The sequence below is a fragment of the Aeromonas sp. 97A genome (genome assembly GCF_051919185.1).
Classification (GTDB): Bacteria; Pseudomonadota; Gammaproteobacteria; order Enterobacterales; family Aeromonadaceae; genus Aeromonas; species Aeromonas veronii.
Genome location: NZ_JBQBFF010000001.1, coordinates 2,801,599 through 2,820,142, shown reverse-complemented (window position 1 = coordinate 2,820,142; position 18,544 = coordinate 2,801,599). Strand labels below are relative to the sequence as shown.

19 protein-coding genes are annotated in these 18,544 nt (G+C 58.1%); 11 read left to right on the top strand and 8 right to left on the bottom strand.

Features of this window, described 5'->3' with window-relative positions; all coding sequences use genetic code 11:
- Positions 1 to 43 precede the first annotated feature (43 nt).
- The 5 genes from hfq to ACTG27_RS12595 all read left to right on the top strand — a co-directional run bounded on the left by hfq (position 44) and on the right by ACTG27_RS12595 (position 4,082).
- Positions 44 to 307: an RNA chaperone Hfq gene (gene hfq / locus ACTG27_RS12615; RefSeq protein WP_005339045.1), complete on the top strand. Its 264-nt coding sequence runs from the start codon at positions 44 to 46 to the stop codon at positions 305 to 307.
- A 63-nt stretch (positions 308 to 370) separates the two neighbouring features.
- Positions 371 to 1,657 (top strand): ribosome rescue GTPase HflX, encoded by a 1,287-nt coding sequence (hflX, locus tag ACTG27_RS12610; RefSeq protein WP_005339043.1) that lies wholly within the window; start codon positions 371 to 373, stop codon positions 1,655 to 1,657.
- A gap of 91 nt (positions 1,658 to 1,748) precedes the next feature.
- Entirely contained in the window at positions 1,749 to 2,900 is a 1,152-nt protein-coding gene (hflK, locus tag ACTG27_RS12605; protein WP_005339041.1) for an FtsH protease activity modulator HflK, read from the top strand.
- Between the two features lie 3 nt (positions 2,901 to 2,903).
- The gene (hflC, locus tag ACTG27_RS12600; protein WP_005339038.1) at positions 2,904 to 3,788 is read left to right on the top strand and encodes a protease modulator HflC; all 885 of its coding nucleotides are present in this window, start codon (positions 2,904 to 2,906) and stop codon (positions 3,786 to 3,788) included.
- A 105-nt stretch (positions 3,789 to 3,893) separates the two neighbouring features.
- On the top strand, positions 3,894 to 4,082 hold the full coding sequence (locus ACTG27_RS12595) for a DUF2065 domain-containing protein (RefSeq protein ID WP_139434898.1): 189 nt from the start codon (positions 3,894 to 3,896) through the stop codon (positions 4,080 to 4,082).
- A gap of 81 nt (positions 4,083 to 4,163) precedes the next feature.
- Here the strand turns inward: ACTG27_RS12595 and ispB are convergent, their stop codons facing one another.
- On the bottom strand, positions 4,164 to 5,135 hold the full coding sequence (ispB, locus tag ACTG27_RS12590; RefSeq protein WP_335866283.1) for an octaprenyl diphosphate synthase: 972 nt from the start codon (positions 5,133 to 5,135) through the stop codon (positions 4,164 to 4,166).
- 242 nt (positions 5,136 to 5,377) lie between these two features.
- Between ispB and rplU the strand changes: the two genes are divergently transcribed.
- The 4 genes from rplU (at position 5,378) to ACTG27_RS12570 (ending at position 9,104) form a co-directional block, all read left to right on the top strand.
- A complete protein-coding gene (rplU, locus tag ACTG27_RS12585) occupies positions 5,378 to 5,689 on the top strand; it encodes a 50S ribosomal protein L21 (RefSeq protein WP_005304210.1) in 312 nt (103 codons plus the stop codon).
- A 17-nt stretch (positions 5,690 to 5,706) separates the two neighbouring features.
- Complete coding sequence (gene rpmA / locus ACTG27_RS12580; protein WP_005339028.1) at positions 5,707 to 5,964, top strand: 50S ribosomal protein L27; 258 nt, start codon at positions 5,707 to 5,709, stop codon at positions 5,962 to 5,964.
- A gap of 200 nt (positions 5,965 to 6,164) precedes the next feature.
- Positions 6,165 to 7,367, top strand: a complete 1,203-nt coding sequence (cgtA, locus tag ACTG27_RS12575) for an Obg family GTPase CgtA (protein ID WP_005339026.1) — start codon at positions 6,165 to 6,167, stop codon at positions 7,365 to 7,367.
- Positions 7,368 to 7,733: 366 nt separating this feature from the next.
- On the top strand, positions 7,734 to 9,104 hold the full coding sequence (locus tag ACTG27_RS12570; RefSeq protein WP_005339025.1) for a YjiH family protein: 1,371 nt from the start codon (positions 7,734 to 7,736) through the stop codon (positions 9,102 to 9,104).
- An 84-nt stretch (positions 9,105 to 9,188) separates the two neighbouring features.
- Here ACTG27_RS12570 and ACTG27_RS12565 read toward each other — a convergent pair whose 3' ends face one another.
- On the bottom strand, positions 9,189 to 9,527 hold the full coding sequence (locus ACTG27_RS12565) for a hypothetical protein (RefSeq protein WP_106842265.1): 339 nt from the start codon (positions 9,525 to 9,527) through the stop codon (positions 9,189 to 9,191).
- A 305-nt stretch (positions 9,528 to 9,832) separates the two neighbouring features.
- On the opposite strand from ACTG27_RS12565, the gene ACTG27_RS12560 reads away from it, so the two are divergent.
- Positions 9,833 to 10,822, top strand: coding sequence for a luciferase-like monooxygenase (locus tag ACTG27_RS12560; RefSeq protein WP_439979755.1), 990 nt, complete (start codon positions 9,833 to 9,835; stop codon positions 10,820 to 10,822).
- 172 nt (positions 10,823 to 10,994) lie between these two features.
- Positions 10,995 to 11,495 (top strand): 2TM domain-containing protein, encoded by a 501-nt coding sequence (locus ACTG27_RS12555; RefSeq protein ID WP_236563163.1) that lies wholly within the window; start codon positions 10,995 to 10,997, stop codon positions 11,493 to 11,495.
- A gap of 119 nt (positions 11,496 to 11,614) precedes the next feature.
- On the opposite strand, the gene ACTG27_RS12550 is transcribed toward ACTG27_RS12555, so the two are convergent.
- From ACTG27_RS12550 to lptD, 6 genes are read right to left on the bottom strand one after another with little or no spacing between them, the layout of a single operon-like run.
- Complete coding sequence (locus ACTG27_RS12550; RefSeq protein WP_439979754.1) at positions 11,615 to 12,436, bottom strand: symmetrical bis(5'-nucleosyl)-tetraphosphatase; 822 nt, start codon at positions 12,434 to 12,436, stop codon at positions 11,615 to 11,617.
- A gap of 6 nt (positions 12,437 to 12,442) precedes the next feature.
- Positions 12,443 to 12,805 carry a Co2+/Mg2+ efflux protein ApaG gene (apaG, locus tag ACTG27_RS12545; protein ID WP_031227971.1) on the bottom strand — a complete coding sequence of 121 codons (363 nt, stop codon included), beginning with the start codon at positions 12,803 to 12,805 and terminating at the stop codon, positions 12,443 to 12,445.
- A 4-nt stretch (positions 12,806 to 12,809) separates the two neighbouring features.
- Entirely contained in the window at positions 12,810 to 13,622 is an 813-nt protein-coding gene (gene rsmA, locus ACTG27_RS12540) for a 16S rRNA (adenine(1518)-N(6)/adenine(1519)-N(6))-dimethyltransferase RsmA (protein ID WP_439979753.1), read from the bottom strand.
- Positions 13,612 to 14,607 carry a 4-hydroxythreonine-4-phosphate dehydrogenase PdxA gene (gene pdxA, locus ACTG27_RS12535; RefSeq protein WP_064337249.1) on the bottom strand — a complete coding sequence of 332 codons (996 nt, stop codon included), beginning with the start codon at positions 14,605 to 14,607 and terminating at the stop codon, positions 13,612 to 13,614. Before pdxA ends, rsmA begins: the two co-directional genes overlap by 11 nt.
- Entirely contained in the window at positions 14,607 to 15,905 is a 1,299-nt protein-coding gene (surA, locus tag ACTG27_RS12530) for a peptidylprolyl isomerase SurA (protein WP_005349338.1), read from the bottom strand. Before surA ends, pdxA begins: the two co-directional genes overlap by 1 nt.
- A 26-nt stretch (positions 15,906 to 15,931) precedes the next feature.
- The gene (lptD, locus tag ACTG27_RS12525) at positions 15,932 to 18,376 is read right to left on the bottom strand and encodes an LPS assembly protein LptD (RefSeq protein ID WP_106842269.1); all 2,445 of its coding nucleotides are present in this window, start codon (positions 18,374 to 18,376) and stop codon (positions 15,932 to 15,934) included.
- Positions 18,377 to 18,544: the final 168 nt, after the last annotated feature.

Genomic DNA, 18,544 nt, shown 5'->3' with positions numbered 1-18,544 from the left:
GATATTCGGTGTTTAAAAACAACAAACTATAAGGAAAAGAAAAATGGCTAAGGGGCAATCTCTCCAAGACCCGTTTTTGAATGCGCTGCGCCGTGAGCGGATTCCTGTTTCTATCTATTTGGTGAACGGCATCAAACTGCAAGGTCAGATCGAGTCTTTTGACCAGTTTGTTATCCTGCTGAAAAACACCGTGAGCCAGATGGTTTACAAGCACGCCATCTCGACTGTCGTACCGGCCCGTGCCGTCAATCATCACCAGCCCACTCCGGGTGGCGCGGCTGATGAACAGGGTGATGCCGAGGCGTGATACCCCTGGGCGAGTCGACTCGCCAACTCAGATTCATCATGATTCCTGTTAAGGAGCAAGCGCTTGTTTGACCGTTATGAAGCTGGCGAACAGGCCGTTCTGGTGCATGTCAACTTCAGTGATGAGGGTGAGCGGGAGGATCTGGAAGAGCTCAAGATGTTGGTGAGCTCGGCCGGAGTCAATGCGCTGGGGGTAATTACCACCAGTCGCAGTGCGCCCAGTGCCAAATTTTTTGTCGGCAGTGGCAAGGCTGAAGAGATCGCGTCCCAAGTCCAGATGCTGGATGCCGACGTCGTCATCTTCAACCATGCCCTGACCCCTGCCCAGGAGCGCAACCTAGAGCGTCTGTTCCAGTGCCGGGTGGTGGACCGAACCGGCCTGATCCTCGATATCTTTGCCCAGCGCGCCCGTACCCACGAAGGTAAACTGCAGGTCGAACTGGCCCAGTTGCGCCATCTTTCCACTCGTCTGGTGCGAGGCTGGACCCACCTTGAGCGTCAAAAGGGCGGGATCGGTCTGCGTGGCCCGGGTGAAACCCAGCTTGAAACTGACCGACGTCTGCTGCGGGAACGCATCAAGGCGATTTTGCGTCGGCTCGACAAGGTGGCCAAGCAGCGGGAGCAGGGACGCCGTGCCCGCAACCGCAACGAAGTACCGACGGTGTCACTGGTTGGTTATACCAACGCCGGAAAGTCCACTTTGTTCAACCAACTTACAGCTGCCAGCGTGTATGCTGCCGACCAATTGTTCGCAACTCTGGATCCCACCCTGCGTAAACTGGTGATCCGGGATGTGGGTGATGTGATTTTGGCGGATACAGTTGGATTTATTCGACACTTGCCCCATGATCTGGTCGCGGCCTTCAAGGCGACCCTGCAGGAGACCCGTGAAGCGGATCTGCTGCTGCATGTGGTGGACTGTGCCGATGAGCAGATGCAGGAGAATATCGACTCCGTGCAGCAGGTGTTGGCCGAGATTGAAGCCGATGACAGGCCCCAGCTGATGATCTGCAACAAGATCGACAAGCTGGCGGATCGTCCGGCAGGTCTGGAGCGAGATGACGAGGGGCGCCCGTTGCGCGTCTGGCTATCGGCCCAGACTGGTGAAGGTTGTGAGCATCTGTTTACGGCGCTGACCGAATTGCTGGCTGGCTCCATGGTGCATCACACCCTGCAGTTGCCTCCTTCTGCCGCGAGATTGCGCAGTGCGCTCTATCAGCTGAAAGGGATTGAGCAGGAAGGTTTTAGCGAGGAGGGTGATTTCGTGCTGGAAGTCCGTTTGCAAGTGGCCGACTGGAACCGCCTCGTGAAACAGGAAGGTGAGAGTTTACAACGCTTTATCAGGCATTGATTCGTTGATGAAGGTGAACCCTTAGGGGCTTCTCAACGTATGATGGCACGATAGAGATGATATCCATCCGCATGTATTAATGGAGACGCTGATGGCTTGGAATGAGCCTGGTAACAACGGCAAAGACCGTGACCCTTGGGGGAATAACGGCAAGAATCAGGGACCCCCTGATCTGGATGAAATGCTGCGCAAAGTGAGTCGCCGTTTCGGTGGCTTGTTTGGTGGCGGCAAATCTGGCGGCGATGTAGGTCGCTTTGGTATCTCCATCGCGCTGGTTGTGGCTGTGGTGGTGTGGGTCGTCAGCGGCTTCTACACCATTCGCGAAGCGGAGCGTGGTGCCGTGCTGCGGTTTGGCAAGTTTTCCCATATTGTCGAGCCGGGCCTGCGCTGGAAGCCGACCTTTATCGATCAGGTGATCCCGGTGGACGTCGAGTCCGTGCGCTCCCTGCCTGCCTCCGGTTTCATGCTGACTCAGGATGAGAACGTGGTACGGGTCGAGATGGACGTGCAGTACCGTGTCGTCAATCCCGAGCAGTATCTGTTCAGCGTGACCAATGCCGACGAGAGTCTGGGTCAGGCCACCGATAGCGCCCTGCGCTACGTGGTGGGTCATACCCGGATGGATGACGTCCTGACTACCGGTCGTGAGAAGGTGCGTCAGGAGACCTGGCAGGTGATCGATGGCATCATCGAGCCCTACCAGATGGGTCTGCAGATCGTCGATGTCAACTTCCTGCCGGCGCGTCCGCCGGAAGAGGTGAAAGACGCCTTTGATGACGCCATCTCCGCTCAGGAAGATGAACAGCGCTTCATTCGTGAAGCAGAAGCCTATGCCCGTGAAGTGGAGCCGAAGGCTCGTGGTCAGGTGAAGCGTCTGGAGCAGGAAGCGGAAGCTTACAAATCCCAGATCGTGTTGAAAGCCCAGGGTGAAGTTGCTCGCTTCAACGAGCTGCTGCCCCAGTATCTGGCTGCCCCCGAGCTGACCCGTGAGCGTATCTATCTGGAAACCATGGAAGAGCTCTATCAGCAGGCCAACAAGGTGGTGGTCGACATGCCGGCTGGCAACAACAGCATGATCTACCTGCCGCTCGACAAGCTGTCTGGCAAGCCGAAGGCTGCCCAGTCTGATCGTGCCACTGTCGCCCCGGTCACAGAGCAGGTCCCCGTTTCCAACGAGGGTGCCAACTCTACCCCGACAATGCCGCTGCGTAGCGGTGACCGCTTCAGCTCAGGGAGAAACTGATAGATGAAAAAGCTAGCTATTGGTGCAATCGCTGTCGCGGCCATGGTCTGCTTCTCCTCTGTCTTTATCGTTGATGAAGGTCAGAAGGGGATTGTGGTGCAGTTTGGCAAGGTGAAGCGGGTTGACTCCGGTGAACCCCGCCTCTATGAGCCGGGCCTGCACTTCAAGGTGCCGCTCATCGACCAGGTTCGCAAGATGGATGCCCGCATCCAGACCATTGACAGCCAGGCCGATCGTTTTGTTACCTCCGAGAAGAAAGACCTGATCATCGACTCCTACGTGAAGTGGAAGATCGAGGACTTTTCCAAGTACTACCTGGCAACCGGTGGTGGCAACAAGCTGCAGGCTGAAGATCTGCTCAAGCGCAAGATCAACAACGGTCTGCGTTCCGAGATCGGTAACCGCACCATCAAGGACATCGTCTCCGGTGAGCGCAGTACCGTGATGGAAGATGCCCTGAAGAAGATGGCGCGCTCCTCCGAGCTCGGTATCAAGGTGGTGGATGTGCGGATCAAGCAGATCAACCTGCCGGTGGAAGTCTCCAACTCCATCTACCAGCGGATGCGCGCCGAGCGTACCGCAGTCGCCCGTGAGCACCGCTCTCAGGGTCGCGAGAAGGCTGAAATCCTGCGTGCCGATATCGACCGCAAGGTAACCGTCATGATCGCCGACGCCGAGAGTAACGCTCGCCAGCTGCGTGGTGAAGGGGATGCGGAAGCCGCCAAGATCTATGCCGACAGCTACAAGAAAGACCCCGAGTTTTTCAGCTTCGTGCGTAGCATGGAGGCCTATCGCAAGAGCTTTGCCGGTGGCAACGACCTGATGGTGCTCAAGCCGGACAGCGAGTTCTTCCGTTACCTCAAGTCTCCTCACGGCACCAAGCAGTAATCGCCACGAGGTCACATTCAAAGGGTCTGCATTGTCAGACCCTTTTGTTTTTGGTGCCAACGCCAGCCGTCGACCCAGGGGGCTGGTTGCATTGAAGGAGGTCAGATGCTGACATCCATGCTGATGGGGTTGGGATTGCTGTTGTTGTTCGAGGGACTCGGCCCGCTGTTGATGCCGAGGGCATGGCAGCATATGTTGCGGTTACTGAGCGATCAGCCACCGGAGCAGTTGCGCCGTATCGGCGGCTCGCTAGTGGTGGCGGGTAGCGTGATCCTCTGGATGCTGAGTCGCTGAGTCTGGCGCAATGCACTGTCCAGCAGATAGCAGACAATAAAAAAGAGGCCGAAGGCCTCTTTTTTCATGCATGTCGTTTACTCAGGCACTGCGCTGCACGGCCATGTGGGCCAGTGTTTCCAGCGCGTGCTTGTGCGGGGAGTCCGGCAGGATGGCGAGGGCAGCAATGGCCTTGTCGGCCTCTTTCCTGGCACGCATGCGGGAGTATTCCAGCGCGCCAGTGCGGTCGAGAATGCCAAGGATCTGCTCAAGATGCTCCATGCCGTTGCGGTGCTCGATGGCATCGCGCACCAGCTGGCGCTCTTCCGGCGTACCCACTGCCATGGCGCGCAGCAGCGGCAGGGTCGGTTTGCCTTCGGCCAGATCGTCGCCGACGTTCTTGCCCATCTCTTCGCTCTGGGAGCAGTAGTCCATCACGTCATCAATGATCTGGAACGCGGTGCCCAGATACTTGCCGTAATCGGTCATGGCCTGCTCGACGGGCTCGGGCTGATGGGTCAGCACGGCGGCAAGGCGAGTGGCGGCCTCGAACAGCTTGGCGGTCTTGCAGTAGATGACCGTCATGTAGCTCTCTTCGGTGGTATCCGGGTCGTTGCAGTTCATCAGTTGCAACACTTCCCCTTCGGCGATGGTGTTGGTGGCATCCGAGAGGATCTCCATCACCCGCAGGTTGGAGAGTTCGGCCATCATCTGGAAGGAGCGGCTATAGAGGTAGTCACCGACCAGCACGCTGGCAGCATTGCCAAACATGGCGTTGGCGGTCTCCCGGCCGCGGCGCAGGTCGGATTCGTCGACCACGTCGTCATGCAGCAGGGTAGAGGTGTGAATGAATTCGATGATGGCGGCCAGTTTCAGGTGATCCTCACCTTCATAGCCCAGCGCACGCGCAGCCATCACGGTCAGCATGGGGCGCATCCGTTTCCCGCCGGCGCTGACAATGTAGAAACCCAGCTGATTAATCAGACTAACGTCGGACTGGAGTCGGGCCAGGATCAGTTCATTGACCGCCGTCATGTCGGCGGCACAGAGCGCACGGATAGTCTGTTGGTCCATAAGTCTCGTAACGTGACAGCAGCAATAACTGCGATTTTAGTAATGGCAGGGATTCTACACGATTTCACAATGGGTTACAGTTAGGCGTTTATCCACGGCGGCAGATATGCGCACAAAATAAACTTTTTGCTAAATTGGCCTTGCCTGAGCAGATCGATTTGCGTAGAATGCCCGCCCATTGTTATAGGTTTTTGCGCATGTCTAGCCTTGAGCAAAAGACATGCCTTTACGGAGTTAATCAAATGTACGCGGTATTCCAAAGCGGCGGAAAACAACACCGTGTGGCCGAAGGTCAAATCGTTCGTCTGGAAAAGCTGAACGTTGAGACTGGCGCTACCATCGACTTCAACGAAGTTCTGATGGTTGCTGCAGGCGACACTTTTAAAGTAGGTGCTCCTTTCGTTGAAGGTGGCAAGGTTGTAGCTGAAGTTGTGGCTCACGGCCGTGGCGAGAAAGTGACTATCGTCAAGTTCCGTCGTCGTAAGCACCATCGTAAGCAAGCGGGCCACCGTCAGTGGTTCACTGAAGTCAAAATCACTGGCATCAGCGCTTAATTAGAGGAGTCCGATAAATGGCACACAAAAAAGCTGGCGGTTCATCCCGCAACGGTCGCGATTCTGAAGCTAAACGCCTGGGCGTGAAGCGTTTCGGCGGCGAAACAGTTCTGGCTGGCAGCATCATCGTTCGTCAACGTGGTACCAAGTTCCACGCTGGCACTAACGTTGGTCTGGGCAAGGATCACACCCTGTTCGCTACCGCGACTGGTAAAATCCTGTTCGAAGTTAAAGGTCCGCTGAATCGTAAGTACGTTAGCATCGTTGCTGAGTAATTACGGACCGCAAGGATCCGAAGCCCCGCCAACAGGCGGGGCTTTTGTTTTTCTGACGTCTTTCTGATGTCGTTGACGAAAAAACGGAACGCAGCTGACTTTGGCTCTGACGGGCATGATTGGCAAGATGCGTATCGCCCGCAGGGGTCTGTACCACTATAATTGCGTATCGGTTTTTCGAATTAAGGTGACGGTTACCTATGAAGTTTGTTGATGAAGTCCAGATTCGAGTCGATGCCGGTGACGGTGGTAACGGTTGTGTAAGCTTTCGCCGTGAAAAATATATTCCCAACGGTGGTCCGGACGGCGGTGACGGCGGTGACGGTGGCGACGTATATCTGATCGCCGACGAAAACCTCAATACCCTGATCGACTACCGTTTCGAGCGTTTCCATGCTGCCGAGCGCGGTGAGAATGGCCAGAGCGCCAACTGTACCGGTCGCCGCGGCAAGGACAAGATCCTGCGCGTGCCGGTCGGTACCCGTGCGACCGATGAAGATACCGGTGAACTGCTGGGGGACCTGACCCACCACGAGCAGAAGCTGCTGGTTGCCAAAGGTGGTTTCCACGGTCTGGGCAACACCCGCTTCAAGAGCTCCGTCAACCGTGCTCCCCGCCAGAAGAGTAACGGTACTCCGGGTGAAGTGCGTACCCTGAAGCTGGAGCTGCTGCTGCTGGCCGATGTCGGCATGCTGGGTCTGCCCAACGCAGGCAAGTCTACCTTTATTCGCGCCGTTTCTGCGGCTCGCCCGAAAGTGGCTGATTACCCCTTCACTACCCTGGTACCGAACCTGGGTGTGGTGCGTGGTGAGAACTCCCGCTCCTTCGTGATCGCCGATATCCCGGGTCTGATCGAAGGCGCTGCCGAAGGCGCAGGCCTGGGTATCCGCTTCCTGAAACACCTCGAGCGTTGCCGCGTGCTGATCCACCTGGTGGATATCTGCCCGGTTGATGGCTCCGATCCTGCTGAAAATGCCGTGACCATCGTCAAGGAGCTGGAGAAGTACAGCCCGGAACTGGCTGGCAAGCCGCGCTGGTTGGTGTTTAACAAGATGGACCTGATCCTGGAAGAAGAAGCTCAGGAGGTGATGGATCGCGTCAAGGCGGCCCTGAACCACGAAGGTCCGGTCTATGCCATCACTGCCATCAGCAAGGAAGGCACCAAGAAGGTCTGCTACGACATTCTGGATCTGCTGGATACCATGCCCCGTCAGCTGGCGGAAGATGCCAAAGACGCCATCGAGAAGGTGGAGTTCAAGTGGGATGACTACCACAAGAACCAGCTGGCCAAGGCTGAAGCGGAAGCACTGGCTGCCTCTCTTGCCTTCGATGAAGGGCTTGATGATGACGATTGGGATGACGACGAAGATGATGGCGTTGAAGTCATCTACGTCCGTGACTGATCCCCGTCACTCTCATTGAAAACCGGAGCCTGAACAGGCTCCGGTTTTTTTATGTCTATCGAGCAGCAACTCATTAGATATATTTGTGATGTCACTTATTGCCTGCCACTGATAACCGATTATACTGCCCACCAAAATTAACAATAACGAAACAATCATCTGGCGATGTCGATTGAATCGATATGCGCCGCTGTATCTTATTGTTTTAATGGAAGGTTTACCTGTGGAAATATTTATGCGCAGATTTCTGCCTTAAGGGCTTGTTTGTGCATTTTTTTAGAGTATTCTTGCGCCCGCTTTGCCGGTTAATGCATGAATACGCAGGTTGGCCTGGCTAGGGAAAAGTAACATTAGGGCTGTCATATCATGTTGGAAAAGAGTCTCGAAGCACCTGCGGTCAATACTCGCCGTAATTTGTTGATGTTTCTGGTTCCGTCACTTATCGGGATCCTGCTGTTCATGACGCCGGTCGTCTATGACGGTAACGTCACCATCCCGGTGGCCGTGCTGGCCAAGCTGGTACAGCGCGTTTTTGCCGATTATCTAGTCGCCATGGTCAGTGCGGTGATCACCACCACCATGCTGATGACGGTGATTGCCTGGTTGTTCAAGCCAGCGATTCTGGTGCGTCGTCCTTTCCTCAACAGTTTGTTCAATGTCTCCCCTTTCTGGGCCTGCGTGCGGGTATTGGGCGGTATCTTCGTGCTGCTGACCTTCTTCCAGGTGGGGCCAGAGGTGCTTTACTCCGGCGCAACCGGTGGACTGGTGCTCAACGATCTGCTGCCGGTGCTGTTTTCGGTCTTCATTTTTGCCGGCCTGCTGCTGCCGTTGCTGCTCGATTTCGGGTTGCTGGAATTTGTCGGCACCATGATGACCCGCATCATGCGTCCGGTGTTCCGGTTGCCGGGGCGCTCCGCAGTGGACTGCTTTGCCTCCTGGCTTGGCGATGGCAGCGTCGGCATCCTGCTGACCAGCAAGCAGTACGAAGGGAAGTTCTATACCCAGCGTGAAGCCGCGGTGATTGGCACCACCTTCTCTGCGGTCTCCATCACCTTCTGTCTGGTGGTGATCTCCCAGGTGAAGCTGGAGCACATGTTTGTCCCCTTTTACCTGACCGTCTGTCTGGCGGGGGTGGTCGCCGCTATCGTGGTGCCGCGTTTACCGCCACTTTGCTGGAAGAAGGACATCTATGCCGATGGCACCCCCCTGTGCCGCAAGCAGGAAGCAGTGCCGCACCAGCACAGCGTGATGAGCTATGGCTTCGAGCGGGCGCTGACCAAGGCTGACAGCATGACTGATCTCGGCGCAGTCGCACGGGAAGGGGTGAAGAATGCACTGGATATGGTGTTTGGCGTGCTGCCGGTGGTAATGGCGATCGGTACCTGTGCCCTGATGCTGGCCGAGCACACCCCTATCTTCAACTGGCTTGGCGCTCCGTTTGTCCCCTTGCTGGAGCTGCTGCAACTGCCGGAGGCGGAAGCGGCGTCCAAGACCATCATGGTCGGTTTTGCCGACATGTTCATTCCGGCGGTGCTGGCCTCGACCATCGAGAGTGACATGACCCGCTTCGTGATTGCCGCCATGTCGGTGACCCAGCTGATCTATATGTCGGAAGTGGGCGCCCTGCTGCTGGGCAGCAAGATCCCGGTCAAGCTGTGGGAGCTGTTCGTTATCTTCCTGCTGCGCACCCTGGTCACCTTGCCGGTTATTGCCGGGGTGGCACACCTGCTGTTCTAAGGGTGCTGCGCAGTGAAAAACGGTCAACCTCGGTTGACCGTTTTCTTTTTCGCAGTAACGGGAGAGAGCACCCCTTCGGTTGGCTCAGCCTGTAGTGACGGGACACTGGATGGTCAGCGAGAGGATTGTGTTGGCGATGCGATAGGGCTTGGCTGCTTTGTAGACCTTCTTTTCGTCGTCATAGCTTCCCCCCAGATACTGGGTGCTGTAGAGCGTCTGCTGGCGGCGGTCGGTCTCCTTGTAACCTTGCGGGCAGGTCTGGTTGGCCTGCTGGAAGCAGGCTTTCATGCTGCTGCACTCGATGTAGAAGCCGCGCTGGCTGGTATCGGCAAGGTGCACCGGGGTGACGGTGGGGGCGGGGGGAGACAACAGGGCGCAGCCGGAGAGCGTCAGCGCGCCCAGCAGAACGAGATGTTTTGACATAGATAACCTGAACAGTGTGGTGTGACAAAGAGTGAGGGGGAGTCTGTTGCTCCCCCTTCGCTATAGGGGCACCGTTATAACCAGCCCGGGGCGCTCAGGCCAGCCCGCAAATGTAAGAAAATATGATCCACCCCCAGGCTTGCGCGGCCAGCAGGATGAGCGTTCAAACAATACTTGCCTGAGATTTGTTCCGTTCGATTGCTGCCGCTTGGCAGGCAGAGTGTGGCAGGAGATAGTGATTCATTCAGGTATCCCGTGCTACATTGCCCCACTTGTTACTGGTCTGTAAATCAATGGAGTGACCCATGTCTGCCATCCCCTATTCCGTGCTCGATCTGGTGCCTGTTGCCGAAGGTTCCGTGCCTGCCGAGTCGTTTCGCCGTTCACGGGATCTTGCCCGCCATGCCGAGGGTTGGGGTTACCTGCGCTACTGGCTGGCCGAACATCACAACATGCCGGGCATTGCCAGTGCAGCTACCTCGGTGCTGATCGGCCATCTGGCTGAAGCCACCACCACTCTGCGGATCGGCGCGGGTGGCATCATGCTGCCGAACCACTCGCCGCTTGTGATTGCCGAACAGTTTGGCACCTTGGCTTCGCTCTATCCCGACCGCATCGATCTCGGTCTTGGTCGCGCCCCCGGGACCGATCAGCGCACCATGCGGGCGCTGCGGCGTATGCGCAGCGGTGAGGTGGATGATTTCCCCGCCGATGTGCGTGAGCTGATGAGCTACTTTGGCGACGAGATTGGCGCGGTGCAGGCGGTGCCCGGTCAGGGGCTGCATCTGCCCATCTGGCTGCTGGGCTCCAGCCTCTACAGCGCGCAACTTGCAGCGGCAATGGGCTTGCCATTCGGTTTTGCTTCCCATTTCGCGCCCGCCATGTTGCTGCAGGCGCTGGAGATCTACCGCAGCCAGTATCGCCCCTCCGCTCGCTGGCCCAAGCCCCATGCGGTGGTCTGCATCAACATGATCGCCGCCGACAGTGAGCGGGAGGCCCGCTTCCAGTTCACTACCGTGCAGCAGCAGTTCTTGCGCCTTCATCGCGGTGATGCGGGCAAGCTGCCCGCGCCGGTCGTCCAGCTTGGTGACGAGTGGGCGCCCCGTGAACTGATGGCGATGGAGCAGACCTTGGCCCGCTCGCTAGTGGGCAACCCGGAGCAGGTTCGTCATGGCCTCAAGGCGCTGCTGGCGGAAACCCGCGCTGATGAGCTGATGTTCAATGGGCCCATCGTCGATCATCAGGCCCGACTGCGTTCTTTCGAGATTGCCGCCGAGCTGATGCAGAGCCTGTGATGACACTTCCGGGCACATCTGCATGTGTGCCAGAGCTTGACCTTATATCTCTTTATGTTTATTCAACTAATTGATTTTAAAGAGTTGTCAGGTTGATGTCGGCCATCTGTCGTGTCATCTTTCGCGGCGCAAGCCCTATGCTGGCCCTGTCAATTACCACAAGGAGTTCGAGATGATCGTCAGGAAGTTGAGATTGCAACGGGGTTGGTCTCAGGATCAGTTGGCAACGTTGACTGGTTTGAGTGTCCGCACTATCCAGCGGATCGAGCAGGGGCAGCAACCCGGACTGGAATCTCTCAAGGCCCTGGCCGCCGTCTTTGAACTCGATGTGGCTCAACTGGATGGATCAGAGCAACAGGAGCGCGAGATGAGAGGAAGTGACACTATGGGTCAGGATGCGGTGCAGGTATCGACAGAGGAGCGGGCGGCAATGCGCTATGTGGAGGAGCTCAAGGGCTTCTATCACCATGTCGCCAGCTACGTGGTGGTGATCTGCGGGCTGTTTGTTATCAACTACCTGAGCAATCCGGAGTACATCTGGGCATGGTGGCCAACCCTGGGCTGGGGATTGGGGCTTGCCTCCCATGCTGTTCGGGTGTTTCAGCCCTTCAAGCTGTTTGGCCCCGAGTGGGAGAGGCGCCAGATCGAGAAGCGGCTGGGGCGCAAGTTGTAACTTCATTCGCCGGAAAACAGGGAACCTAAAACAGCAAGCCCGGCAACCAGCCGGGCTTTGTTATTGGAGCGGGTTGTGGCAATCCGTGCGGCAGCGACCGCCAGATTGCTGTGTTCCCCCTAGCTGGCGTGAGTGGGGCAGGGGGTGGCCAAGAGGGCATCATCCTCGTAGCGCCACAGGGTGAGGCTATTGCCCCAAACACAGCCGGTATCGAGCGCCTTGATATCGCTTTTGCCGGTGTTGCCCATCAGCGCTGCCCAGTGGCCGAACACTAGAATGGGGTCATCTACGTGATGCTCGCGCTGCTCGAACCAGGGACGCAGCCCCGGGGTCGACTCCTTGGGCCCCTTCTTGCATTTGAAGTCGAGACGACCGTCGAAATAGCAGAAGCGCATCCGGGTGAAGGTGTTGATGATGTAGCGGTAGCGGTCGATCCCGACCAGATCATCTTTCCAGCCATCGGGCTGGTCGCCGTACATGTTGTGCAGCAGCCAGCTGTACTGGTCACCGCGCAGCAGGCTCTCTACCTCGCGGGCGCAGTTGCGCGCGGTGCGGACATCCCATGCGGGGGAGATCCCGGCATGCACCATCATGATGGGCAGATCCGGATGTTCGGCCAGCAGCGGGCGGTGGCGCAGCCACTCCAGCAGTTCATCCCGATCCGGCGCATCCATCAGGCTCTGCAGCTTGTCCTTCTTCTTGAGCGGTGCAACGCCATTGGCGACCGCCAGCAGGTGCAGATCGTGGTTGCCGAGCACGGTGACGGCGCGGTTGCCCAGCCCTTTGACAAAACGTAGGGTATTGAGGGAGTCCGGGCCGCGAGCGACCAGATCGCCGCAGAGCCAGAGCACGTCATTTTCGGGATCGAACGCGGCAAGATCCAGCAGACGGCGCAAGTCGTCGTAACAGCCCTGGATGTCACCGACAAAATAGTTCGCCATGAAACCTCAGTTGATAATATTGGGGATAGCCAGCGTGAAGGGGGCGATGGGCGCCTCAAACTGCTGACCAGAGCCATCTTGCAGGGTATAGCTCCCTTCCATCACCCCAAGCGGGGTCGCCAGCGGCACGCCACTCTGGTAGCGGTAGGTTTCACCTTCGGCAATGACGGGTTGTTCCCCGACCACGCCCGGGCCTGCCACTTCCAGCATCTTGCCATTGGCATCGGTGATGAGCCAGCGCCGATGCAGCAGTTGCACCGGGCCGGGCCCCAGATTCTCAATCTCGATCAGATAGTGAAACTGGTAAGGGTCTTTGGAGCCCGCCACATACACGGGGTATGGGCGGATCTCGATGTGCGGGAGTGCCACAGGATCAGGCCTGTTGCTGATCCGCCAGCCAGTTGGCGATCATGACAAACTGCTCGAGGGAGAGGTTCTCCGGGCGCAGGTTGCCATCGATACCAAGCTCGGTCAACTGGGCGTCGGTTATGAAGTTGGAGAAGCTGTTGCGGATGGTCTTGCGACGCTGGCCAAAGCCCTCGGTACAGACGCGATTCAGACAACGAATGTCTTTTGCGACTATGGTCGGATTCTTGTGCGGGATCAGGCGAACTACGGCAGAGTCCACTTTCGGCGCCGGTTTGAAGGCGCCCGGGCCCACTTCCAGCACCGGCACCACCTGGCAGTAGTACTGGGTCATCACGCTCAGGCGGCCATAAGCCTTGCTGCCCGGGCCTGCTGCCAGACGCAACACCACTTCCTTTTGCAGCATGAAGTGCATGTCTTCAACCCGGGCGGCGAACTCGCACAGGTGGAAGATGAGCGGGGTGGAGATGTTGTAGGGCAGGTTGCCGAAGATCCGCAGCGGCCCCTTGCCTTCACCCATCAGGGTGCCGAAGTCGAAACGCATGGCGTCCGCTTCGATGACGGTCAACTTGTCTTTGAGGGTCGGGTGCTCGCGCAGGCGAGCTGCCAGGTCCCGGTCAAGCTCGACCACGGTCATTTTGTCCATCTGGGCGGCGACCGGCTCGGTCAGCGCGGCCAGACCCGGACCGATCTCCACCAGATTCTGACCCGGCTGCGGGTTGATGGCGGCGACGATCTGATCGATCACATACCGGTCGTGCAAGAAGTTCTGACCGAAACGCTTACGGGCCGTGTGGCCCATGTGCACCTTACTGCTCATATCTTTTTTTCTCTACCATCTTGATGGCGTGGTTAATCGCGGTGACAAGGCTGCCCGGATCGGCCAGGCCCTTGCCTGCCAGATCCAGCGCGGTGCCGTGATCCACCGAAGTGCGGATGAAGGGAAGCCCCAGGGTGATATTGACCGAACTGCCGAAGCCCTTGTATTTGAGCACAGGCAGCCCCTGGTCGTGGTACATGGCGAGTACCGCATCCGCATCCTTGAGGTATTTCTCCTGGAACAGGGTGTCGGCCGGCAATGGGCCGACCAGATCGATCCCTTCCTGGCGCAGGGTGGCCAAGGCGGGTTCGATCACGTCAATCTCTTCACGTCCGAGATGGCCACCTTCCCCCGCATGGGGGTTGAGGCCGCAGACGTAAATACGGGGTTTGGCGATGCCAAACTTGGTGGCGAGATCCTCATTGAGGATCCGGATCACCTTGCCGAGGCGATCCTCGGTGATGGCCATCGCCACATAGGCCAGCGGAATATGGGTGGTCGCCAGCGCAACCCGCAGCCCCTCGGTTGCCAGCATCATCACCACATCGGCGGTGTTGGATTGCTGGGCAAAGAACTCGGTGTGGCCGCTGAACGAGACCCCGGCCTGGTTGATGATCCCCTTGTGCACCGGCCCGGTCACCACGGCGGCAAATTCGCCGCTCATGTTGCCATCACAGGCGCGCTGCAGGGTAGCCAATACATAGGCGCCATTGCCTTCGTTCAGCTCGCCCGGCACCACAGAGGCGCCGAGGATGACCGGACAGACGGTCAGGGTGCCCGCCCGCTGGGGGCGGGCAGGGGCAGCGGCATCGTAGGGCTCAAGCTCGATGGGCAGCCCAAGCAGGGTTGCCCGCTCGCGCAGCAGCGCCGGATCGGCGATCACCACCAACTGGTGGGGCCAATCCTGCTGGGCAATCTGCAGCACCAGATCCGGGCCGATCCCGGCCGGTTCGCCCGGGGTAACGGCAAGGCGACGGCAGCTCATCAGCTACCGGCTCCTTCGATCTGGATGTAGGCCTCGTCACGCAGCTCATCCAGCCACGCCTGGGACTCTTCCACGAAGCGACGGTTGTAGATCAGCTGGTAGGCGCGCTGCTCCTGAGCCTTGTCGGTCGCATCCTGGCTGCGGCGATCTTCCACCTGCACGATGTGCCAGCCGTGGCTGGTACGGAACGGGGCACTGATCTGGCCCGGTTGCAGACGGTTGACCATGTCGCGGAACTCGGGGACATAGACGTTGGGATCAGACCAGCCCAGTTCGCCACCTTGCACCGCAGAGCCCGGATCTTCGGAGTACTTCTCCGCCATGCTGGCGAAGCTTGCCTTGCCGCTCTTGATGTCGTGCAGAATGCCGTCCAGCATCCCCTTGGCTTTCTCTTCGCTCAGGATAATGGACGGCTTGATCAGGATGTGGCGGGCCTTCACCTCGGTCTGCATCACTTGCTGCTGACCCTTGGTGTCGAACACCTTGACGATGTGCAGGCCGGCGCCGGAGCGCAGCGGGCCGACGATGTCGCCCTTCTTGGCACCCTGTACCGCTTCCGCCATCAGGGTCGGCATCTCTTGCGGGCTCATCCAGCCCCAGTCGCCCCCTTCCAACGCCTTGGGACCGTTACTCTCGGCAATGGCCAGTTTGCGGAAGTCGGCACCCTGCTTGAGGGCGGCCAGAATGCGCTCGATCTTGCTCTTGGCGGCATCCAGCTGGGCGGCAGTGGGGTTGTCCGGCAGGGCAATCTGGATATGGCCGACGTGGTATTCGTTCTGCTGTTGACCCTGTTTCTTCAGGATCTCCACCACCTGCTTCACCTCCTGCTCGGAGATGTTGATACGGCGGCGCACCTGGTTGCGGCGCACCTCGTTCATCAGGATCTCGCGGCGAACCTCTTCCCGATATTGGGCATAGGTCATCCCTTCACGGGCGAGCTGGGCCCGCAGCTGATCCAGGGTCATCTTGTTGTCGGCAGCGATGCCCTGAATAGCCTGTTCCAGCTGGGTGTCGCTGATCTTCAGCCCCTGGCGCTCCGCCAGTTGCAACTGCAGGCTCTCCTGGATCAGGCGATCCAGCGCCTGTTTGCGCAGGGTGGCATCGTCAGGCAGGGACTGGCCGCTCTCCTGAGCGGAGAGTTTTACCTTGTTGACCAGTGCGTCCTGTTGGCTGGACAGCACCACGTCCTTGTTGACCACGGCCAGCACCTTGTCCATCAGCTCGGGCGCAGCCAGTGCGGCCTGGCTCATGGCACCGAACATTCCCGCGGTCAGCAGGGCAATCAGGGTCTTTTTCATATCCATCTCTCAAGGCTGGACCAGCATCATTGCTGGCCTTTCAGATTAAACGGGCGAACATAGGGCAACAGCTCGGTATCCAGTGTGACGCTGCGGCCACCGGTACCCACGCTGCCAAGTCCCTTCATTTCAAACTGCAGACCAATGACTTTTTCCGAAGTGGGCTTCAGGGTTACGTTGTCCGGCTGATTGTGCCACTCCAGGCTCATGTTGATGCTCCAGCAGCAGGAGTCGTATTTGACACCGATCTTGCGGTCAATGTTCACATCCTGCTTGATGTCACGGTAGTAACCGCCATACATCTGCCACTGATCGGCGATCGGCGCCATCATCACCAGGCCCGCCTGGCTCAGATCTTCTGCTAGTGCCGTGTTGGTCGGATAGCGATAGTCCAGGTTGCCATCCTTGATGTAGCGGTAGTTGACCTGAGTGGTCAGCTTGCCGGTTCGGTACTCGACTGCACCGTTGCCAGCCGTAAATTCACCCTCGGAGGTATCGTACTGGGTCCCCGCATGGGCAAACCACTCATCGGTGATCCGGGCATCCCCCTCGAACGAGAGCAGGGAGCGGGCGTTGGTGCTTTCCGGATTTGAAGGGTAGAGGCGCACCTTGGGTGGTGTCATTTCGAAGGCCTGGGCCACCGCCAGACGCAACCGTTCATCACCCACATTGTCATAGACCCGGCTGGTCAGGCCAACGGTGACCCGATTGGCATCGCTGATGCGGTCGAGACCGGCAAAGCGGCGGTCACTGAACAGGCTGTAGTAGTCCTGACGGGTGGTGGTGGAGTCGTAGATCCCGATCTCGTCCTGATTTTTGTAAGGGATATAGAGGTACTGGAACTCGGGTTCCAGGGTTTGGGTGCCCTTGCCATCATACCAGTCGAGCGGCCGATCGAAGTTGACGCCCCCCTTGAGGCGGAAGGAGGGCAGAGTACGGGTAATGGTGCCCTCTTTCAGGGTCAGCTGTTTGCTGTCTGCATCGGTGAAACGGCTGCGGTCCTGGCTAACCAGATTATCGGGTACCTCCTGGTTGTAGGAGGTAAACATCAGCTTGTACTGACTGGTCAGGTAGTAACCCGGTGCATCCACCAAGGGCACGGTCAGGGTTGGCGCCAGATGCAGGCGGGTGGCGGTATAGCGCTCACCTGCTTGCAGAGTAGCGGCACTGCCACTGTCATAGCCAAACTTGGTCAGTTCACTGTTCCAGGCCAGATCGAACCACTTGCCTTGCTGATAGTAGTTGTAGTCGATACGCGGCAGCATCTCGTGGGGCAGCAGCGCATATGGGCTCAGGATCTGGTAGCGGCGCACCTCGGAGGTGAGGTTCCAGTTGTGCTGGTAGTAGCCGGCGGTAAAGGATTGCTGCAACTGACTGTCGACCTGAGTGCCCACTTGCGGGCTGAAGTCGTTGAAGTAGTTGTAGTCCTTGTCGCGCACCTGGGTGTAGTCGATACCAAAACGCAGGCTGCCATCCATCAGGGCGGAACCGTGGCGGACGTTCATCAGGTAGCGATGGCCATCGGACAGGCCAGCCAGACTCGGATTGCTCGGGCTGTACTGCTTGTCATCCGCCAGATTTTCAAAATAGAGGGTGCCGGTGTGGGCGGGGTCCGGCATGTAGCGGAACTCCACCTGCTCCATCAGGCCGCGTTTGTCCATAAAACGGGAAGTGATGGTGGCATCGTAGTTGGGAGCTATGTTCCAGTAGAAGGGCTGGGTGATATCCATGCCGTTGCTGGAGCTTTGCTTGTAACCCGGGTAGAGCAGACCGGTTTTCCGCTCATCCTTGATGGGGAAGTTGATATAGGGGAAGTAGAACACCGGGTAGTCATAGAGCCAGAGGCTGGCATTCCAGGCTTCGCCGAACACCTCTTTCTGGTCGATGTCGATGCTGCCCGCCTTGAGGGTCCACACTTCCTGACCGGGGGGGCAGGTGGTGTACTGGGCCCCCTCCATGGTGATGTTCTGGTTGTTGTTGGTCATCACCACGCGCTTGGCAAAGCCGCGCACCGGTGAGCCATGCACCTGATACTTGCCCTCTTCCAGTTCGGAGTTCTTGGTATCCAGGTTGGATTTGAGGGTCTTGTCGCTGGTGACGGTCACCTGACCGTCGTTGTAATAGATGTTGCCGATGGCGATGACATCCCGGCTCTTCTGGTCGAGCTGGGCATAGTCGGAGTCAAACTTGCGAACACCCTGACGAACCTTGACGTCGCCTTCATAGACGGCGGTGCCGCCCTGTTTGGCCTCGAGACGGTCAGCATCAACCTCGACCGGCTGTGCGTTGGCATCCTGATCCGATGCAGGCTTCTCTATCTTGGGAACATAGTCATAGCAGAGACTATCGAGAATGCCGGTGGCTGGCGGCGCTTCGAACGGGGCCGCCTGCACCATCATAGAGGTGAGTGCGGGGGCCAGGCTGATAGTCAGGGCGATGGGATAGCGGTACCCCAGTGTCCATTTTGTCATGTGAAAGACTCGTGCAATCCGTGATAGATACGGTTGATCCAAGGCATGCATTTTACGACAGGTTTCATCGAGTTGACATTGCATGTCATTGCTTTATGTTAGCCGGCAATGATAAAGCATTATTGCGGCCAGGGCTAACAGCCAAGTGCTGCTTTCCACCTTGGTCCT

What these genes read in the sequence shown, in the direction of transcription:
- hfq (WP_005339045.1), top strand. Translation starts at nt 44, where the DNA reads ATGGCTAAGGGGCAATCTCTCCAAGACCCGTTTTTGAATGCGCTGCGC.
- hflK (WP_005339041.1), top strand. Translation starts at nt 1,749, where the DNA reads ATGGCTTGGAATGAGCCTGGTAACAACGGCAAAGACCGTGACCCTTGG.
- hflC (WP_005339038.1), top strand. Translation starts at nt 2,904, where the DNA reads ATGAAAAAGCTAGCTATTGGTGCAATCGCTGTCGCGGCCATGGTCTGC.
- ACTG27_RS12595 (WP_139434898.1), top strand. Translation starts at nt 3,894, where the DNA reads ATGCTGACATCCATGCTGATGGGGTTGGGATTGCTGTTGTTGTTCGAG.
- ispB (WP_335866283.1), bottom strand. Translation starts at nt 5,135, where the DNA reads ATGGACCAACAGACTATCCGTGCGCTCTGTGCCGCCGACATGACGGCG.
- rplU (WP_005304210.1), top strand. Translation starts at nt 5,378, where the DNA reads ATGTACGCGGTATTCCAAAGCGGCGGAAAACAACACCGTGTGGCCGAA.
- rpmA (WP_005339028.1), top strand. Translation starts at nt 5,707, where the DNA reads ATGGCACACAAAAAAGCTGGCGGTTCATCCCGCAACGGTCGCGATTCT.
- cgtA (WP_005339026.1), top strand. Translation starts at nt 6,165, where the DNA reads ATGAAGTTTGTTGATGAAGTCCAGATTCGAGTCGATGCCGGTGACGGT.
- ACTG27_RS12570 (WP_005339025.1), top strand. Translation starts at nt 7,734, where the DNA reads ATGTTGGAAAAGAGTCTCGAAGCACCTGCGGTCAATACTCGCCGTAAT.
- ACTG27_RS12565 (WP_106842265.1), bottom strand. Translation starts at nt 9,527, where the DNA reads ATGTCAAAACATCTCGTTCTGCTGGGCGCGCTGACGCTCTCCGGCTGC.
- ACTG27_RS12560 (WP_439979755.1), top strand. Translation starts at nt 9,833, where the DNA reads ATGTCTGCCATCCCCTATTCCGTGCTCGATCTGGTGCCTGTTGCCGAA.
- ACTG27_RS12555 (WP_236563163.1), top strand. Translation starts at nt 10,995, where the DNA reads ATGATCGTCAGGAAGTTGAGATTGCAACGGGGTTGGTCTCAGGATCAG.
- ACTG27_RS12550 (WP_439979754.1), bottom strand. Translation starts at nt 12,436, where the DNA reads ATGGCGAACTATTTTGTCGGTGACATCCAGGGCTGTTACGACGACTTG.
- rsmA (WP_439979753.1), bottom strand. Translation starts at nt 13,622, where the DNA reads ATGAGCAGTAAGGTGCACATGGGCCACACGGCCCGTAAGCGTTTCGGT.
- pdxA (WP_064337249.1), bottom strand. Translation starts at nt 14,607, where the DNA reads ATGAGCTGCCGTCGCCTTGCCGTTACCCCGGGCGAACCGGCCGGGATC.
- surA (WP_005349338.1), bottom strand. Translation starts at nt 15,905, where the DNA reads ATGAAAAAGACCCTGATTGCCCTGCTGACCGCGGGAATGTTCGGTGCC.
- lptD (WP_106842269.1), bottom strand. Translation starts at nt 18,376, where the DNA reads ATGACAAAATGGACACTGGGGTACCGCTATCCCATCGCCCTGACTATC.